The sequence below is a fragment of the Modestobacter sp. DSM 44400 genome, from assembly GCF_900107175.1.
In the GTDB taxonomy this organism is placed as follows: domain Bacteria; phylum Actinomycetota; class Actinomycetes; order Mycobacteriales; family Geodermatophilaceae; genus Modestobacter.
This window is the reverse complement of record NZ_FNOZ01000007.1, coordinates 43,765-59,904: the sequence shown is the minus strand read 5'-3', so window position 1 is coordinate 59,904 and position 16,140 is coordinate 43,765. Positions and strand designations below refer to the sequence as shown.

17 protein-coding genes and 1 pseudogene are annotated in these 16,140 nt (G+C 74.1%); 10 read left to right on the top strand and 8 right to left on the bottom strand.

What is annotated here, in order from left to right:
- The first annotated feature begins 40 nt into the window (after positions 1–40).
- On the top strand, positions 41–583 hold the full coding sequence (locus BLW04_RS06850) for a GNAT family N-acetyltransferase (protein WP_254781139.1): 543 nt from the start codon (positions 41–43) through the stop codon (positions 581–583).
- On the opposite strand, the gene BLW04_RS06845 is transcribed toward BLW04_RS06850, so the two are convergent.
- Positions 558–1,400, bottom strand: a complete 843-nt coding sequence (locus BLW04_RS06845) for a putative protein N(5)-glutamine methyltransferase (RefSeq protein WP_254781138.1) — start codon at positions 1,398–1,400, stop codon at positions 558–560. The genes BLW04_RS06850 and BLW04_RS06845 overlap by 26 nt on opposite strands.
- On the bottom strand, positions 1,346–1,819 hold the full coding sequence (soxR, locus tag BLW04_RS06840; protein WP_091538031.1) for a redox-sensitive transcriptional activator SoxR: 474 nt from the start codon (positions 1,817–1,819) through the stop codon (positions 1,346–1,348). Before soxR ends, BLW04_RS06845 begins: the two co-directional genes overlap by 55 nt.
- A gap of 63 nt (positions 1,820–1,882) precedes the next feature.
- Between soxR and BLW04_RS06835 the strand changes: the two genes are divergently transcribed.
- Positions 1,883–2,911 (top strand): questin oxidase family protein, encoded by a 1,029-nt coding sequence (locus tag BLW04_RS06835; protein ID WP_091538030.1) that lies wholly within the window; start codon positions 1,883–1,885, stop codon positions 2,909–2,911.
- An 18-nt stretch (positions 2,912–2,929) separates the two neighbouring features.
- Here BLW04_RS06835 and BLW04_RS06830 read toward each other — a convergent pair whose 3' ends face one another.
- Together BLW04_RS06830 and BLW04_RS06825 are read right to left on the bottom strand one after the other, a co-directional pair.
- A complete protein-coding gene (locus BLW04_RS06830) occupies positions 2,930–3,721 on the bottom strand; it encodes a putative hydro-lyase (RefSeq protein ID WP_091538029.1) in 792 nt (263 codons plus the stop codon).
- Positions 3,718–4,443 (bottom strand): GntR family transcriptional regulator, encoded by a 726-nt coding sequence (locus tag BLW04_RS06825; protein ID WP_091538028.1) that lies wholly within the window; start codon positions 4,441–4,443, stop codon positions 3,718–3,720. Before BLW04_RS06825 ends, BLW04_RS06830 begins: the two co-directional genes overlap by 4 nt.
- Positions 4,444–4,608: 165 nt before the next feature.
- On the opposite strand from BLW04_RS06825, the gene BLW04_RS06820 reads away from it, so the two are divergent.
- The 4 genes from BLW04_RS06820 to BLW04_RS06805 are packed head-to-tail and all read left to right on the top strand — an operon-like array spanning position 4,609 to position 8,109.
- On the top strand, positions 4,609–5,868 hold the full coding sequence (locus tag BLW04_RS06820; protein WP_091538027.1) for an NRAMP family divalent metal transporter: 1,260 nt from the start codon (positions 4,609–4,611) through the stop codon (positions 5,866–5,868).
- Positions 5,869–5,882: 14 nt separating this feature from the next.
- Positions 5,883–6,635 carry a LamB/YcsF family protein gene (locus BLW04_RS06815; protein WP_091538026.1) on the top strand — a complete coding sequence of 251 codons (753 nt, stop codon included), beginning with the start codon at positions 5,883–5,885 and terminating at the stop codon, positions 6,633–6,635.
- On the top strand, positions 6,635–7,249 hold the full coding sequence (locus BLW04_RS06810) for a 5-oxoprolinase subunit B family protein (RefSeq protein WP_091538025.1): 615 nt from the start codon (positions 6,635–6,637) through the stop codon (positions 7,247–7,249). Before BLW04_RS06815 ends, BLW04_RS06810 begins: the two co-directional genes overlap by 1 nt.
- Positions 7,246–8,109, top strand: a complete 864-nt coding sequence (locus BLW04_RS06805) for a 5-oxoprolinase subunit C family protein (protein ID WP_091538024.1) — start codon at positions 7,246–7,248, stop codon at positions 8,107–8,109. The genes BLW04_RS06810 and BLW04_RS06805 overlap by 4 nt, the downstream gene beginning before the upstream one ends.
- A gap of 10 nt (positions 8,110–8,119) precedes the next feature.
- Here BLW04_RS06805 and BLW04_RS06800 read toward each other — a convergent pair whose 3' ends face one another.
- The 3 genes from BLW04_RS06800 to BLW04_RS06790 are packed head-to-tail and all read right to left on the bottom strand — an operon-like array spanning position 8,120 to position 12,089.
- Positions 8,120–8,569: a hypothetical protein gene (locus BLW04_RS06800; protein WP_091538023.1), complete on the bottom strand. Its 450-nt coding sequence runs from the start codon at positions 8,567–8,569 to the stop codon at positions 8,120–8,122.
- A complete protein-coding gene (locus BLW04_RS06795; protein ID WP_254781137.1) occupies positions 8,566–10,092 on the bottom strand; it encodes an APC family permease in 1,527 nt (508 codons plus the stop codon). The genes BLW04_RS06800 and BLW04_RS06795 overlap by 4 nt, the downstream gene beginning before the upstream one ends.
- The gene (locus tag BLW04_RS06790; RefSeq protein WP_091538022.1) at positions 10,089–12,089 is read right to left on the bottom strand and encodes a primary-amine oxidase; all 2,001 of its coding nucleotides are present in this window, start codon (positions 12,087–12,089) and stop codon (positions 10,089–10,091) included. The genes BLW04_RS06795 and BLW04_RS06790 overlap by 4 nt, the downstream gene beginning before the upstream one ends.
- A gap of 133 nt (positions 12,090–12,222) precedes the next feature.
- On the opposite strand from BLW04_RS06790, the gene BLW04_RS25755 reads away from it, so the two are divergent.
- Together BLW04_RS25755 and BLW04_RS06775 are read left to right on the top strand one after the other, a co-directional pair.
- A complete protein-coding gene (locus BLW04_RS25755) occupies positions 12,223–12,909 on the top strand; it encodes a GntR family transcriptional regulator (RefSeq protein ID WP_175483928.1) in 687 nt (228 codons plus the stop codon).
- A 25-nt stretch (positions 12,910–12,934) separates the two neighbouring features.
- A complete protein-coding gene (locus tag BLW04_RS06775; protein ID WP_139306756.1) occupies positions 12,935–13,672 on the top strand; it encodes a spermidine synthase in 738 nt (245 codons plus the stop codon).
- On the opposite strand, the gene BLW04_RS06770 is transcribed toward BLW04_RS06775, so the two are convergent.
- Positions 13,639–14,985: an MFS transporter gene (locus BLW04_RS06770; RefSeq protein ID WP_254781136.1), complete on the bottom strand. Its 1,347-nt coding sequence runs from the start codon at positions 14,983–14,985 to the stop codon at positions 13,639–13,641. The genes BLW04_RS06775 and BLW04_RS06770 overlap by 34 nt on opposite strands.
- A gap of 95 nt (positions 14,986–15,080) precedes the next feature.
- Here BLW04_RS06770 and BLW04_RS06765 point away from each other — a divergent pair, with 95 nt between their 5' ends.
- Together BLW04_RS06765 and BLW04_RS29505 are read left to right on the top strand one after the other, a co-directional pair.
- On the top strand, positions 15,081–15,578 hold the full coding sequence (locus BLW04_RS06765; RefSeq protein WP_091538018.1) for a periplasmic substrate-binding domain-containing protein: 498 nt from the start codon (positions 15,081–15,083) through the stop codon (positions 15,576–15,578).
- Positions 15,579–16,073, top strand: a pseudogene (locus BLW04_RS29505) (ABC transporter substrate-binding protein); the annotation flags it as partial.
- Positions 16,074–16,140 lie beyond the last annotated feature (67 nt).

The following is a 16,140-nucleotide window of genomic DNA, read 5'->3' as shown; positions in this document are numbered from 1 at the left end:
GCGCAGCCGGCTCATGCGGCGTCGGGTAGGAACAGCGTCCATGAGCAGCGCTCCGACCGGCATCGGGTGCATCCACGGTCGGCGCCCGGACGACCTGCCGGCGTGCGTCGAGACGCTGACCCGGGTGCATGTGGCCGCCGGCTACCCGTCGGTGTGGCCGGCGGATCCCGAGGCCTGGCTCGACCCGCCGGGCCTGCTCGCCGCCTGGGTGGTCCGGCGGGGTGCGTCCGATGATGGTGGGTCCGTGTTGGGTCACGTCGCGATCACCGCCGACGTCGACCCGGTCTTCCCGGCCGCGACCGGCCGGCCCTTGGACCAGCTGGCCGCGGTGACCCGGCTCTTCGTCGACCCGGCCGAGCAGCGCTCCGGCGGCGCCCGAGCGCTGCTGGCCCCGGCGACCGCTGCCTCGGCCGAGCTCGACCGCCGGCTCGTGCTGGACGTGGTGGCCGACGCGGGCCCGGCCCTGGCCCTTTACCAACGGCTGGGCTGGGAGCAGGTCGGGACGCGGACGGCGAGCTGGACGACGCCGGACGGCCGCCGACCCGAACTCCGTCTCTTCACCTTCCCGGCCGCGTCCCGATGACCACCGTGCCGTCCACCTCCGCCGACCGCGCCACCCGGGCGACGAGCCCGGCGGCGGTCACCGCCGCTGCCGTCCCAGGCGCCTGACGCTCGCTGGTCTCGATCAGCAGCGACCCACCCGCCGTGAGCCAGCGCGGCGCCGCGGTCGCCACCCGGCGTTGCACGTCCAGCCCGTCGACGCCGCCGTCCAGGGCGACCCTGGCCTCGTGGTCCCGCGCCTCCGGCGGCATGGTCGCGATCGCGTCGGTCGGCACGTACGGCGCGTTGGCCACCAGGACGTCGACCCGGCCGAGCAGCGACCGCGGCAGCGGCGCGTCCAGGTCACCCTCGAGCACCCGGCCGACACCGGCCGGGACGTTCCGCCGGGCGCACCGGACGGCGACCGGGTCGACGTCGGCCGCGTACAGCTCGACGCCGTCCAGCCGGGCCGCCAGGGCCGCCCCGACCGCGCCGGTGCCGCAGCAGAGGTCGACCACCACCGGGTGCGGCGGGGCCACCGCGGCGGCCTGCTCGACGAGGAACCCGGTGCGGCGCCGGGGCACGAACACCCCCGCCTCGACTGCGATCCGCAGCCCGCAGAACGCCGCCCAGCCGAGAACCTGCTCCAGCGGCAGCCCGGCGACCCGGCGCTGGACCAGCGCCGCGAGTTCCGCCGGCGTTCCCGCAGCAGCAGCCAGCAGCTCCGCCTCCTCCTCGGCGAACACGCACCCGGCCGCGCGCAGCCGGGCGACGACGGCGGGCAGCGACGCCGGAACGGCGGCCATCACGGAGCCCGCCGTCCCGGCGTCGCTGCGGCCGACCGGGCCCGGCGCACCCACCGGGACTCGGTGCCCTCGGCGGTCGCCTCGTCGCCGGGGTTGAACAACGCGCAGCGGTCCAGGGACAGGCACCCGCAGCCGATGCAGCCGTCCAGGTTCCCCCGGAGAGCCTCGAGCTCGGCGATCCGCTCGTCCACCCGCCGTCGCCAGCCGGCGGACAGCCGGAACCAGTCCGCCCGGTCCGGCGCCCGGTCCGCCGGCAGCTCGGCGAAGGCGGCGGCCACCTCGGCCAGCGGCAGCCCGACCCGGGCGGCGGCCGTGACAACCGCCAGCCGGCGCAGCACCGACCGGTCGTAGCGGCGCTGGTTGCCCGGCGTGCGCCGCGCGCTCAGCAGTCCCCGGGACTCGTAGTACCGCACGGTCGGCACCGACAGCCCGGTCCGCCGGGCGACCTCGCCGATGGTCAGCTCACGGTCCATCCCGGCAGTCTCGTCCGTGGCGGCCCTTGACCTCAAGTCCACCTGAGCTGTTGAGGTCGTCGCATGGGCGGACTGCTGGACGAGGTGTACGAGCGGCTGCGCCGCACCGGCCCGGAGTTCGACGGATGGCTGTCCAACCACGGGCCGATGGCCGCGGACGCCCTCCTGCGGCTGGGTCCGGACAGTGAGGTGCACGTGCACCGCTGGGTCGACCGGTACCTCGAACGGCTGGAGGACGCACCGACAGCACGCTGTCCGATCAGCGCGGGGTCCTGGCCGGAGGTGCTCGGCGACGCCTCGCGGCTCGGCGACTGGCTGGCCTTCTTCGACCGCGAGCTGGCCGAGCGGCCGTGGCCGGATGTGCTGGCCACCTGGTGGCCCCGGCTGCTCCCGGGCGCGGTGGCCGCGGCCACCCACGGGCTGATCCGGACCGGCCACGCGGTGCGCGCTCTGCGGGAGGAGGAGACGGCACCCAGGGTGTCCGAGCTGGCCCAGGCGCTCGGCTACTGGGCCGCCCGCTGGCAGCCGGTGCCCGGCGACATGCCGCCCCGGGGCGCGCGAGCGCCCGGTCCGGCGCTCGACGCGCTCCCCGTCCTGGGTGGCATCGGCGACGTCCGCCGGCGGCTGGCCGACCTGGGTGCGCGGCCGGACTGGGCACCGGCGCTCGCCGGGCTGGCCCCTGTCCCAGCCGCGGAGGTCCCGGCGGCGCTGGACGCGCTGGTCGACGCCGCCGTCGTCCGATACGGCCGGTGGGCGCACGGCAGCCCGGTGATGCTGGTGCACGCGGCCACCGCGCCCCGCGCCGCCGCCCTCGTGCTGCCGTCCCTCCCCCTGGACCTGTGGCCGCCGACGTTCCGGGCCGCGTGGGTGACGTCGGCGGCGATCACCGCCGCGTACCGGCCGGCCGGCGCGCTGCCCGAGCCGCCGTCCGGGCTGGACCCGGCGGAGGCGACCGAGGCCGCAGTGCGGTCAGGCGACGAACACGCGGTGAAGTTCGCCGAGGTGGCAGGAGAATCCGCCGCCCGCGGGGTGCCCACCGCGGTGGGCACCGCGCAGCGGGCCGCGGAGCTGATCGGCCGGACCGGCGGCTGAGCAGGGCGGAGCGCCGGTTCAGGGCTGGCGGTAGACGGCGTCCGGGACGTCGGTGATGAACATGTGCCCCGGCGCGTGGGTGATCGCGAATGGCGGGCGGGACGCCATCAGAGCCGCCTGCGGGGTGACCCCGCAGGCCCAGAACACCGGGACGTCGCCCTCGGCGAACTCGACCGGGTCGCCGAAATCCGGCCGGGACAGGTCGATGCCCAGCGCGGACGGCGAGCCGACCTGCACCGGCGCCCCGTGGACCTGCGGCATGCGGCCGGTCACCTGCACCGCTGTGGCCACCAGCTCACCCGGGACCGGCCGCATCGACACGACCAGCGGCCCGGACAGCCGCCCGGCCGAACGGCACTCCCGGTTCGTCCGGTACATCGAGACGTTGCGCCCCTGCTCGATGTTGCGCACCGGGACGCCGGCGGCCAGCAGCGCGGCCTCGAAGCTGAAGCTGCACCCGATCAGGAAGGCGACCAGGTCGTCGGTCCACAGGTCACAGACGTCGGTCGGCTCGTCGCTGAGCTTCCCGTCCCGCCAGACCCGGTACCGGGGCAGGTCGGTCCGCAGGTCGGCGTCCGGCGCGAGCACGGTGCGGGGAGAGCCGGCGTCGGTGACGTCCAGCAGCGGGACCGGCTGCGGGTTGCGCTGGCCGAACAGCAGCATGTCCCAGGCCCAGTCCCGGGGCAGCACCACCAGGTTGGCCTGCGTGAACCCGGGCGCCCAGCCCGACGAGGGCACGGCCAGCCCGGCCCGGTACTGCCCCCGGGCATCGCCGGGATCGGCGGCGGGGACGAGGGCAGGAGCGGTCACGGGTTCCTCCTTGGACGTTTGCGGTAGGCCTGCACCAGTTGGGCCTCGGAGTCGTGCAGGTAGACCTCGAGCTCCTTGGCCGCCCGGTCGGTCTCCCCGGTGACGAGCAGGTCGAGCAGCGTGCGGTTGCGGCTGACGTAGGGCGCGTAGAGCCGCTGCGGGGCGGCCACGGTGTGGAAGGCCAGCCGGAGCTCGGCCAGCAGCCGCGCCGCGGTCTCGTCGATCCGTGCGCTGTCGGCCAGGGCGACCAAGTGCTGGTGGAAGCGCATGTTCGCCGTGCCGACGGCGACCCAGTCACCGCGACGGGCGGCGTCCTCACCGGCGGCAACATCGTCGTGCAGCGGCCGCAGCCGCACCGGGTCCAACCGTTCGAGCCGCCGGACGACGTCGCACTCGATCGTCCGCCGCAGCCGGTAGAGGTCGACCAGGTCGTCCTCGTCGAGTTCGGGCACGAAGACGCCGCGGTGCAGCCGGTGCACGAGCAACCCCTCGTGTGTGAGCAGCCGGAACGCCTCGCGCAGCGTGTTCCGGGACACGTGCAGCACCTCGACCAGCTGCTCCTCCGACAACCGGGTCCCCGGCGGCAGGTCCCCCTCGATCACCCGGTGGCGCAGCAACTCGGCGACCCGCTCCGCGGTGCTCGAGCGGTCGAAGGTGCGCACCTCGGCGGCCACGGTGCGCAGCCAGCCGGCGTGGGCCGGCGGCTCGGGGAACGCTGCCATACCGCCATCCTGCTCCGCCGCCGCGGGTCGGGGCAGTTACTCGTGCGCCGATCCTCTTGAGGGATTGTTGAACAACTCTCTAGATTCGTCCGCCAGGAGCACCTCCCTCGGGTGACTCCCACCGCCGACGCGGGCAGACCCCACCCAACCCACCCGGGAGCAGGCATGGCACACGAGCCCGACGGCCCTCAGCAGACCGGCGTCCCGCCGGCGGGCCCCCAGCCCGACGGCAAGCTGACCACCAGCACGCGGTCGACCCTGCTGGGCGCGATGTTCCTGATGGCCACCTCGGCCATCGGCCCGGGGTTCATCACCCAGACGACGACGTTCACCGTCCAGCTCGGAGCCGCGTTCGCCTTCGCGATCGTCATCTCGATCCTCCTCGACATCGCCCTGCAACTGAACGTCTGGCGGGTCATCGGGGTCTCCGGACGGCGCGCCCAGGAGCTGGGCAACCTGGTCGCCCCGGGCCTCGGCTGGGTGATGGCCGCCTTCCTGCTCATCGGCGGGCTGGTGTTCAACATCGGCAACGTCAGCGGCGCCGGCCTGGGCACCGACGCGATGTTCGGCCTGGACCCGAAGATCGGCGGGGCGATCTCCGCGCTGATCGCCATCGGCATCTTCCTGAGCAAGAAGGCCGGGGTCGCCGTCGACCGGATCGTTGTCGTCCTAGGCCTGGTCATGATCGCGCTGACCACCTACATCGCGGTCACCTCTGGCCCGCCGGTCGGGCAGGCGCTGCGGAACGTCGTGCTCCCCGAGCAGGTCGACACCCTCGCGATCACCACGCTGGTCGGCGGAACCATCGGCGGCTACATCGTCTACGCCGGGGCACACCGGCTGCTCGACTCCGGGGTGACCGGCCCGGAGCACGTCCGCGACATCACCCGGGGATCGATCACCGGCATCCTGATCACCGCGGTGATGCGGGTCGTGCTCTTCCTGGCCATCCTCGGCGTGGTCGCCGGCGGGGCGGCGCTGGACCCGAACAGCCAGGCGGCCTCGGCGTTCGGTGCGGCCGCCGGCGAGGTGGGGCTGCGGGTCTTCGGCATCGTGCTGTGGGCCGCGTCGATCACCAGCGTGATCGGCGCCTCGTACACCTCGGTGTCGTTCGTGACGTCCCGGACGAGGACCAGCGACCGCACCCGCACGTTGCTGGTGTGCGGCTTCATCGCCGTCACCACGCTGGCGTTCGTGCTCATCGGCGCTGCCCCCACCACGCTGCTGGTCTTCGCCGGCGCGTTCAACGGGTTGCTGCTGCCGATCGGCATCGCGGTGCTCCTGTGGGTGGCCACCCGGCGCACCGACCTGCTGGGCGGCTACCGCTATCCGCGCTGGCTGCTGGCCATCGGCTGGGTCGCCTGGCTGCTGACCCTGTACCTGGCGGTCAACTCGGTCCGCCCGGTGATCGAGCTCTTCTCGTGAGGGAGGCTGTCGGCATGGACCTGAACTCCGACCTCGGTGAGGGCTTCGGCCAGTGGACCCTCGGGGACGACGACGCACTGCTCGGCGTGGTCACCAGCGCCAACGTCGCCTGCGGCTTCCACGCCAGTGACGCCTCGATCATGCGGCGGGTGTGCGCGAAGGCCGTGGAGTCCGGCGTCGCGATAGGCGCCCAGGTCGGCTACCGGGACCTGCCCGGCTTCGGGCGCCGGTTCATCGACGTGGAGCCCGAGGCGCTCAGCGCCGACGTCGTTTACCAGATCGGCGCGCTGGAGGCCTTCGCCCGGATCGCCGGCGACCGGGTGCGCTACGTGAAGCCGCACGGCGCGCTCTACAACGCGATCGTGCACCACGAGGAGCAGGCGGCCGCGGTGGTCGCCGCCGTCGTCGCCTACGACCGCAAGCTGCCGGTGCTCGGCCTGCCCGGCTCGGCCTGGCTGCGGCTGGCCGGCGAGGCCGGCCTGACCGTGGTGCACGAGGCGTTCGCCGACCGGGCCTACACCCCGCAGGGAACGCTGGTGTCACGGCGGCTGGACGGCGCGGTGCTGCACGATCCGGCCGAGATCGCCCGCCGTTGCGTCGCGATGGCGGCGGGCGAGCCGATCACCGACGTCGAGGGCGGCGAGCTGACCCTGCAGCCCGGTTCGATCTGCGTGCACGGCGACACGCCAGGAGCGGTGGAGATCGCCGGGCAGGTGCGGGCGGCGCTGACGGCGGCGGGGGTCGCGCTGGCCCCCTTCGCAGTCTGATGCGACTGCTCCCCAGCGGGAGCGCCGCGCTGCTGGTCGAGCTGGCCGACCTCGACGCGGTCCTGGCGCTCTACGCGGCACTGACCGACCGGCCGCCGGCCGGGGTGGTCGACGTCGTCCCGGCCGCCCGCACCGTGCTGCTGGTGACCGACCCGGCGGTCACCACCCTGGCCGCGGTGGCCGCGGTGGTCCGGACGACGGTCCCGCGGCCGGGCACTCCGGCGGGCGCCGAGGTGGTCCAGCTGCCGGTGCGCTACGACGGCGCGGACCTCGCCGAGCTGGCCGGCCTGCTCCGGCTCACCCCCGGCGAGCTGGTCCGCCGGCACACCGCCCGGGAGTGGACCGTGGCCTTCTGTGGCTTCGCGCCGGGCTTCGGCTACCTGACCCAGCCCGGCGGCGACTGGGACGTGCCACGCCGGGCGACGCCACGCACCCGGGTGCCGCCGGGCTCGGTGGCGCTGGCCGGGGAGTTCAGCGGCGTGTACCCCCGCCAGTCCCCGGGCGGCTGGCAGCTGATCGGGCGCACCGACGTCGCGGTCTTCGCCGTCGACCGGGAGCCGGCCGCGCTGCTGCGCCCGGGCACCCGGATCCGCTTCACCGAGGTGACCGGGTGACCTGCGCCGGCCTCACCGTGTTGGCGACCGGGCCGCTGACCACCGTGCAGGACCGCGGCCGTCCCGGGCAGGCCGCGCTCGGGGTGGGCCGCTCCGGCGCCGCCGACCGGGCCGCCGCCGCGCTGGCCAACCGGCTGGTCGGCAACCCGCCCGACGCTGCGGTGCTGGAGGTGACCTTCGGCGGCCTGGTGGTGCGGGCCGACCGCGACCTGCTGGTGGTCACCACCGGTGCGCGCTGCGCGGGGAGCCCGGCGCACAACGCCCCGGCCGCGCTGGCGGCCGGCGCTGAGCTGCGGCTCGGCGTGCCGGCGAGCGGGCTGCGCACCTACCTCGCCGTCCGCGGGGGGATCGACGTCCCGCCGGTGCTGGGCTCCCGCTCCACCGACGTGCTGGCCGGTCTCGGGCCGGCCGTCGTCGCCGCCGGCGACGTGCTGCCCGTGGGCGCGAGTCCCCTGCCGCTGCCCGGCGTCGACCTGGCTGCGGTCGCCGAGCCGCCGGCCGGGGAGGTGACCGTCCCGGTGCTGCTCGGCCCACGGGCCGACTGGTTCGACGTCGGGGCGTGGCCCGCGCTGACCGGCACCGCCTACACGGTGACCAGCGAGAGCAACCGGGTCGGCCTGCGGCTGGCCGGGGAGGCCCTGACCCGGCTGCGCACCGGCGAGCTGCCCAGCGAGGGGATGGTCCGCGGCGCGCTGCAGGTGCCACCCTCGGGCACCCCGGTGCTCTTCCTCGCCGACCATCCGGTCACCGGTGGCTACCCGGTGATCGGCTACGTGGCCGACCCGGACGTCGACCGGTGCGCCCAGCTGCGACCGGGGCAGTCCCTGCGGTTCCGCGCCGGGGGCCGGCCCGGTCGGTGAGCGCACCCGGTCAGTCCGCCACCGCACCCACCCGGCCGGGGCGGCCCGGCCTCGGTTCGAGGGCACGTCCGCTCGCGAGCACGGTCCCGGCGAGGGCCACCTGGGCCCCGGCCAGGGCGAGGCCGCTCCACATGCCGGCCTCCGCCCAGGTCCAGCCGCCGGCCATGTGCCCGGCGTGCCCGGAACTCCCCCCGGCGGCGGTGAGCAGCAGCAGGTGCACGAACAGCATGCCGCCGTACATCACGGCGGTGCTCCGCCACACGGCCACTCCGGGGTGGCGCCACAGGGCGCGGACGCACGGCAGGCAGGCCACCGCCATGGCGACGAGCACGGCCCTCTCCCCCGCTTCCCCGTGGCCGCCGACCGCGGCGGTCGCCACGTGCACGCCGACACACAGCGCACCGGTCGCGGCGGCCGTCCTCCCGAGCGTCCCGGTGGTGCCGTCCCCCTCGGCCCTCACGCCTGCCCGACCGGCGGGCCCGCCTCTGACGACCGGTCACGACCTCCGTCAGCCCCGCCCGGGGCCGTGCCGTGGCCACCGGAGTGCAGCCCGTGCGGAGGCACCGGCTCCTCCTCGATGGACCCGACCTCCTCGGTCACTTCCGGGGTCCGGACCCGGACGCTCAGGTACCACGCCAGCCCCAGCAGCAGGGCACCCAGGAAGATCCACGGCAGCAGGTTGTACGGCGAGGGCGGAACCGGGATGACGTTCTTGTAGAAGACGTACAGCAGGGCCAGCACCACGATGACGGCCAGCACGACGGACGCGCCCTTCAGCTCGTCGCGCCGGCGCAGGAAGGCCGGCAGGGCGACGGCCATGAGCAGGTAGGCCAGCATGTACCCGAAGGTCCCGAGGGTGCCGGTATAGGCGTAGATGTTGAACGCCGACGTCCCGGTGGCGAACATGATCACCGGGACGGCGGCGACCACCGGGGTGATCAGCCAGATCGCCACGTGCGGCGTCTTGTGCCGGGGGTGTGCCCGCCCCAGCGCCGGCGGCAGCACCCGCTCCTCGCCCATCGTGTAGAGGACCCGCGCCGCGGCGTTGATGCTGGCGATCACGACGGCGAAGAACGACGCGGTTACCCCGAGGTCGATCAGCCAGGTGACCCCGCCGAGCCCGTTGGCGGTGGCCAGGTCGCTGATCGGCGCACCGCTGGCGGCCAGGCCGTCGGCGCCGCCGAAGCCCAGCACCGTGGAGTAGGACGCGAAGATGTACAGCAGTCCGGCGAGGACGGCGCTGCCGAGCACCGCCCGCGGGATGGCCCGGTGCGGGTTGCGCGCCTCGGCGCCCAGCGAGGCCGCGCTCTCGAAACCCACGAAGCCCAGGACCGCCAGCACGATGCCGAACGTCACCCCGTCGAAGGTGACGCCGTCGAGCCGGAACTGGGACGTGTCGACCGAGAACCCGTTTCTGGCCAGCACGACGACCAGCACGAGCAGCACGGCCGAGACCGAGACGATCTCCAGGACCAGCCCGAGCCGGGTGGAGAGCTTGATCCCGGCGACCGCGAAGGCCCCGGCGGCGAGTGCGGCCACCACGAAGATGACCAGCACCGCTGCCGTCGAGGTACCCGGGAGCCCGATCGTCTCCAGGAAGTTGCCGAGGTAGATGCCGGTGCCGGCGATACCGACCATGGCGATGCACGAGTACCCGATCACCAGGCCCCAGCCGGCGGCGAGCGCCCCGCCGGGCCCGAGCCCCCGCGCGACGTAGCTGTACAGCGAGCCGGACGAGGCGAAACGCCGGGCGAACTGGGCGACGCACAGCCCGATGAGGACGACGACGACCATCGCGGCGAGGTAGGACAGCCACGCACCGCTGCCGGCGTACAGCACGATGAGCGCCGGGCCGGTGGCCATGACCGCGCTGGGTGCGATGCCGGCGACCGACTGGGCCAGCACCTCGACCTGGGTCATCGACTCGTGCGCGAGCCCGGAGTCCGAGCGCGCCACCGGCACGTCGTCCGCGTGGCGGGTCACTCCGCCGCCTGCTCGCGGGCGCTCTCCCCGACGGTCTCGCCGCCGGCGTGGCAGGCCGGCTCGGACCGCGGCATGTCCAGCGCCGGGTTGCCGTCGAAGAAGCTGACCGGCTTGAGGTGGAAGCCGGCGAAGGTGACCGGCATGACCGGCCAGTCCTCGGGCCGGACGACGTGGTGGGCGCCGAAGGAGTACCAGACGACGACGTCGGTGTCCTCCAGCGGCCGGTCGGCCTTGGCGTACTCGAGCAGCCCACCCGGACGCTGGCTCTGGTTGGGGTAGTCGCCGGCGGCGTACAGCTGCTCCGGGTCGTAGGCGGTGACCCACAGGTGCTTGTAGGCGAACTGGGCGCGGTCCCATGCCTGGGAGCCCTCCTGCTGGAGCGGCAGCACGTTGTCCCCCGGCATCAGCTTGTAGCCGGCCGGCTGGCCGAGCTCGTTGACCGAGGAGGGGTTGACGATCTGCCAGGTGCGGGCCACGAACGGGTTGATCAGTCGCTGGGCCTCGCTCTCCCGGGCCAGCAGGGTCTCCTGCGTCACCCAGGCGTTGCCGTAGGGGTTGTCCTCGCCCGGCGGGAGGGCCGCGGCATCGACCTCGTAGACGGAGTTGCGCTCGCCGTCCACCTGCATGTCCAGCCGGACGTTGAAGAAGTGCTGGTGGTGCGGGCCGTACAGGCCAGGCGCCACCAGGGTGCCGAAGCGCGGCTGCTCACCAACCGGCACGGCGCCGGTGGAGATGACCCCGGTCAGCTTGACCTCGAACTGGATCGTGCCGTCGGTGTAGAGGTACCAGAAGAACCCGTACTCGTAGTTGCCAACGGTGGCGAAGCAGGAGATGACCAGTCGACGGGACCGGCGGACCTCCATCTTCTCCGTCCGGAAGTCGGTGTGCTTCCACCCGACGCCGAAGTCCTCCTCGTGCATGCAGATGGCGTTGGGGATCGTGATCGGCTGGCCGTCCTGGTCGTTGGCGACGGCGTCGAAGTAGCGGATCTCGCCCAGGCAGTCGCAGCCGAGCTGCAGCGGGTTGAGCAGCAGGCCGACGCCGTACTCCCCCTCGTCGAACACGTTCTTGATCCGGTGGGTGGGTGCGGGGTCGGCGTACGGGATGTACATCTCCGACAGCGACGCCCGGTAGACGACCGGGCGTAGACGCCCCCGGTCCTCGTAGCCGACCTGGTGCAAGACCAGCCCCTCCCGCGGGCTGTAGCCCACCTGCAACCGCCACTTCTGCCAGCTCACCGCGTGCCCGTCGACGGTGAAGCTGGGGCCGTCCGGCTGGGTGATCTCGATCGGTCGGACGTCGTCCCGGACGTGCGTGTGGGCCGGACGGTTGTCGTCGTCGAACATCAGCTCCGGCATGTAGTTGCCCGCCTTCTTCGGCAGCGGCACCACCCCGTGGTCGCGGACGTCGATGACCTCCATCAGGTCGAGGTCCACCAGGACGACGAGGCCCTCCACCGGGCGGGCGTAGCCGTTGTCGTCCTCCCGGGACCGGACGAACGTCAGCGGCCGGATCAGCCGGCGACCCAGGGGGTCCTCGATGTCGTAGCCGGTGGCCCAGGGGTCGATCATCGCCAGCGAGAAGTCGGTGACGCCGCGCTTGCGCATGGCCTCCTGCCAGCGGGGGTCGGCCCGGGTGATCTCCTCGGTGGCGAAGAACTCCTCCAGCATCACGCCGGGCTGGACGCCCTCGACGACCCGCCACGACGTGACGACGCCCGAGGACAGCGACACGACCGTCTCGATCGCCTGCTGTGCGGCACGGTCGTAGAGGACGGCGAACGCGGCCCGCTCCAGGGGCGCCCCGTCGCCGCCCTGCTGGGCGAGGACCTCTCGCTTCGGCGGCTCCTGCAGGGTGATCGAGACGAACCGGACGCGGGGGCCGAGGTCGCGCTGCTCGCGCAGGATGGCCGACGTCCGGCCGATCTCGTCCGCGCTCAGCGGCTCCAACGGGGACCGGTTGGTCGCCGTACGGACGTCAGGGAACTGGATTGCCACGTGGGTCTCCTCGAGTGGGTGCCTGACCGAGTGGGCCGCGGAGCGCGCCCGGTGCGGCGGACCGTATACGGTGCACGGAAGCTCGCCAAGGCCTAGCGGTGAGCTGCATCACACTGCTAGGAAGGATGGTTCCGTGTCTCTGCGCCGCATCGAAGCCAGCTCGCTCGCGGACCTTGCCTACGAACGGCTGACCGAGGCGCTGCTGGCCGGCGAGCTCGCTCCGGGAGACCGCCTGGTGCAGGACGTCCTCGCCCTACGGCTGGGCATCAGCCGGACGCCGCTGCGCGAGGCCCTCCAGCGGATGGAGCGGGAGGGCACCATCCGAGCGGCGGGCGGGCGTGGGTACGTCGTCCCGGAACTGACCCGCGCGGACATCGGTCACCTCTACGAGGTCCGCGAGGCCGTCGAGGGGCACGCCGCCCGACTGGTCGCCACCCGGGCCACCTCCGCCGTCGACGACATCGAGGCGGCGCTGCACCACCTGTCCGGCGCCGCCGGACCGAGCGGACGGGACGCCTTCCAGGCCAACCGGCTGGCGCACCGCGCGGTCGTCGAGGCGGCCGGGAACCCGTTCCTGCTGGAGCTCTTCGACGATCTCTGGGGTCGCAGCGTGACCCTGCAGGCCTGGGGCGACTACTACGCCTCGGTCCATCCCGGCATCGACCTCGTGACCGACCACGCCGACGTGCTGGCCGCCCTGCGCAGCGGGGACCCCGACCGCGCGGGAGCGGTCATGGTCGAGCACGTGCGCGAGGGGCTGACCCGGCATCACGACCACCGGACACCCGCGGCCGGCGTCGCTCAGGAGCTCGGCGGCTGACCCCGTGCTGCCGCAGACTGCCGGGATGAACGGGCTCGCCGACGGGATCAGGGATCTGGGCCGCGCGTCCGGCCCGCACGGCGAGGTGCTGCTGCGCCGGCGCACCACGGACGACGGTGAGGTGCACCTGGAGCTCGTCGTCGACGGGGTCTTCGCCATGGACGACGTGGACACCTCCACCGAGCGGCTGCTGGCCGCCGCGGCGCTGAGCCGGTGCACCGGCGACGGACTCCAGGTGCTGGTCGGCGGGCTGGGGCTGGGCTGGACGGCGGCCACCGTGCTGACCGACCCGCGGGCCGCCGGGGTCGACGTGGTGGAGCTGCAACCCGCGCTGGTCGGCTGGGCCGCCCGGGGGCTGCTGCCCAGTCTGGCCGGTGTGTCCGACCGGCGGCTGCGGCTGCGGGTGGGCGACGTGGCGGCCGCGCTGGCGGCCGGGCCGGGCCGGTGGGACGCCGTCCTGCTGGACATCGACAACGGACCCGGCTTCCTGGTGCACGAGTCCAACGCGCCGCTGTACCGACCACCGGGGCTGGCGACCGCGCTGACCGCGCTGCGGCCCGGCGGCGTGCTGGCGATCTGGTCCAGCGACCCGGCCCCGGAGCTGCTGGCCGACCTGGCCGCGGTGACCGGCGCCGTCGACGCCGAGCAGGTGCTGCTGCCGGTGGAGCGCGACGGTCGCCGCTACGAGTACGCGGTCGTGCTGGCCCGCCGGGCGGGCCAGCGGTCGGGTCAGCGGTCGGTCGGGGGCACGGGCCGGGGATAGGCCGAGCCGCCGCGCAGCCGGGCGCCGACCGCGACGCGCAGCGGAACGAGCACGATGCCGTCGCGGGCCAGCCGGGCGCGCAGCTGCTTGCGGTGCCGCACCACGCCGACCAGGCCGATCGCCCAGAATACGTACTGCACGGCGAACGCCGCCCGGAAGGCACCGAGGTCGTAATCGCTGGCCCCGCCCGGGGTGAGGGCGTCAAGCACCGCACCGATGGCCAGGATGGTGCACAGCGAGGCCATGAAACCGCCCACGTTGACCACCCCGCTGGCGCTCCCCGAGCGCTCGACCGGGTTCTCGGTGCGCGCGTAGTCGAAGCCGATCATCGAGCCGGGCCCGTTGGTGCCCAGCACCATGACCAGGACGACGAGCAGCCACAGCGGCGCGCGGCCGGGCAGCAGCAGCACGACGGTCCAGATGGTGGCGGTGGCCCCCAGGATGCCGAAGACCAGGTTGGAGCGGCGCAGCGGCCAGCGGCCGACCAGCTTGCCGAGCAGCGGGCCGAACCCCATGCCGACGAGCACGAAGAAGGTGAGCAGCCCGGCCGCGGTCGCCGGGCTGAGCCCCTCACCCAGGGTGAGGAACGGAAAGCCCCACAGCAGGGCGAAGACGGTGCCGGAGAACTGGGTGACCAGGTGGGTGTACAGCCCGATCCGGGTGCCCGGCTCCCGCCAGGTCGCCACCAGGTTGGCCCGCACCTCAGCCATCCCGGCCGGCGCCGTCACCGCCGTGCCGGGCGGGGCGTCCTCGAGCGCCACCAGCACCAGGACGGCGACCAGCACGCCCACCGCGGCGGCGCCCAGGAAGGTGGCCGGCCAGGACGTGTCGCGCAGCAGGGCGACCAGCGGGTAGACGGCCACGATCTGACCGACCTGGCCGAGGATGCCGGTGAGCTGGGTGACCAGCGGGACGGTGCGCCCGGTGAACCACACCTGCACGACCCGCAGCACGCTGATGAAGGTCATCGCGTCACCGGCGCCGACCAGCACGCGGGCGACGACCGCGGTCGGAACGTCGGTGGCCAACGCGAGGACCGCCTGCCCGGCGGCCATGGTCAGGGCGCCGGCCATGATCATCGCCTTGGAACCGAACCGGTCCAGCGCCACCCCCACCGGCACCTGCAGGGCGGCGTACACCGCCAGCTGGAGGACCAGGAACAGGGCGATCGCCGAGGCGCCGGCGGAGAAACGCTCCTGCGCCTGGACCCCGGCCACGCCGAGCGAGCCGCGCTGGAAGATCGCCACCGCGTAGGCGAGCAGCCCGACGGCCCAGACGACGTAGGCCCGGCGCGAGGTCCGGGCGGTGGGCACGCTCGCCGTCGTCACGTCTGGAGAGGACACCACAGTGGCGCTCGTGCTTCCACCCGGGGGCGGTGAGTTCGCTCACCGCAGGGTAGGGACCGTCGATGAGCGTCCTGCAGCGGCTCGCCGGCCGTGCCCGCCCGGTCCCGCGCGGGACCCTCCGCGTCGTCGACCCGAATCCGCTGAACTGGCTCTACGTCACGTACAACACCGTCGAGGAGCTGGTCCGGGTCACCCGGCAGGGCAAGGTGCGGCCGGCGGCGATGCGCGCCTACCGGTGGCGGGACGGCGGCCGGACCCTGCAGGTCATCCTGCACGCCAACCAGTTCGCCGACGGCACCCGGCTGGATTCGGGCTCGGTGCACCGGGCCTTCACCGAGCAGTTCCGCTGGGAGTCCCCGCACCCGCCGGGCACGCAGTTCAACATCGACCGGCGGTCCGCCGTCGAGGTGGTCGACGACCGCACCGTGCGCCTGCACCTGCCCGAGCAGGACGGGCTGGTGCTCGGCAAGCTGCGTGCCACCCACGTGATGAGCGAGCGGTTCTGGCGCGACCTCGGCTTCGGCTACTCGCTGCACGGGACCGGCGAGGGTCACTGGTAGGTGATCGACGCACCGGGGCCGTGGGCCTCCGGACCGTTCATCCTCGTCGAGGGCCGCTCCACCATCGAGACCGAGGCCGTGGTTACCGACGGCGCCGACCGCACCTGGCTGCAGACCGAGGACCGCTCCCCCACCGTCCGGCTGCGCGCGAACCCGCACTACTGGGACCGCACCCGCGGGCCCCACCTGGCCGAGGTCGAGTTCCGCAACGATCTGGACCGGGAGGACGCCCTGGACCTCGTCTGCGACAGCGTCGGCGAGGTCGACCTCGTCACCGAGGTCCCGCCCGCGCAGGCCGACCGGGTCCGGCGGTCCGCCCACGCCCGGCTGGTGGCGGTGGACGCCGTCCGCGCGCTCGCCGGCGTGATCGACCGGGAGGCCGTGGGCCTGCCGCTGGCCGACCGCCGGGCGCGCCGGGCGCTCAACCTGGCCGTCGACCGGCGGGCTCTGGTCCGGGACGCGTTCGGCGGGCACGCCCGTCCGCTGGCCGGGCTCACGCCGCCGACCCGGCTGACCGCGCTGCACCGCTTTCCCGGCCGGCTGCGCGTACCGGCACGACCCG